Source organism: Marinobacter persicus, from assembly GCF_002934325.1.
Lineage (GTDB): Bacteria > Pseudomonadota > Gammaproteobacteria > Pseudomonadales > Oleiphilaceae > Marinobacter > Marinobacter persicus_A.
The window spans coordinates 1-1,156 of sequence record NZ_PTIV01000089.1 but is presented as its reverse complement, the minus strand read 5'-3'; the positions used below and the strand labels follow the sequence as shown (position 1 = coordinate 1,156).

Sequence of the window (1,156 nt, the reverse complement as noted above, 5' to 3'; positions counted from 1 at the left end):
GGAGACTCTGAATAAGTCCCCAAAATCAGCGATAATACGGCCATCGTCAACCGCATAGGATCGTTGCCACCATGGATCAGATCACCTTCTCCGAAGCCGAATACCAGACCAAGAAGCGCAAAACCCGCCGCGAGATCTTTCTGGAACGGATGGACAGGCTGATTCCGTGGAAGCAGTTGGAAAAGAAGGTAGCCCGTTATTACCCCAAGGGCCAGAACGGGCGGCCTCCCTATCCTTTGTCTGCCATGCTGCGCGTTCACTGCATGCAGTTGTTCTATAACCTCAGCGATCCGGCCATGGAAGACGCATTGTACGAGATCGAGTCCATGCGCCAGTTCGCTGGCCTCAAGCTTGACCGTCTGCCCGACGAAACCACGATCCTTAAGTTCCGCCACTTTCTGGAGCAGCATGGTCTCGGCAAGGTGCTGTTCAAAGAAGTGAACAAGCACCTGGAAAAAAACGGCCTGATGCTGCGTGAAGGCAGCATTGTTGATGCCACCATCATCTCTGCACCCAGCTCCACAAAGAACAGTTCTGGCAAGCGCGACCCAGAGATGCACCAGACCAGAAAGGGCAACGAATGGCACTTCGGCATGAAGATGCACATTGGTGTCGACGACACGCTGGGCCTGATCCACAGCATCGATACCACCGCAGCCAACGTTCATGACATTGTGCCCTCCGGCAAATTGCTGCACGGCGAAGAGCGTCGAGTCTTTGGTGATGCCGGCTACCTCGGCATACAAAAGCGAGGCGAGCACAAGCACCGTAAAAATGTGTCTTGGTTCATCGCCAAGCGCCCGAGTTCACGGAAAACCTTGGATGCTGACAAGTTGAAAGCCGAGAAAATCAAAGCCAGCATCCGCTCAAAAGTGGAACATCCGTTCCGGTACATCAAGCAGGTGTTCGGCTACAACAAGGTCCGCTATCGCGGCCTGGCGAAAAACAGCAACCGGCTGCACTTGTTGGCTGCGTTCAGTAATCTACTGATCGGTGAAAAATACCTGCTGGCGTAGGGCCAGTGCGCCTGTTTTCCGCCAAAATGGCGGGAAATGGGCGAGAAACATACAAATAACAGGGAAATAACGTCTGAAATTTGAGATTTTTGCTGCTTTGAAACAACATCGGCAAAAATCACCGGTTATTCAGACCTTCC

At 52.8% G+C, this 1,156-nt stretch carries 1 protein-coding gene; it reads left to right on the top strand.

From position 1 onward, the window contains the following. The first annotated feature begins 71 nt into the window (after positions 1 to 71). On the top strand, positions 72 to 1,016 hold the full coding sequence (locus tag BY454_RS16710) for an IS5 family transposase (RefSeq protein WP_104417681.1): 945 nt from the start codon (positions 72 to 74) through the stop codon (positions 1,014 to 1,016). Positions 1,017 to 1,156: the final 140 nt, after the last annotated feature.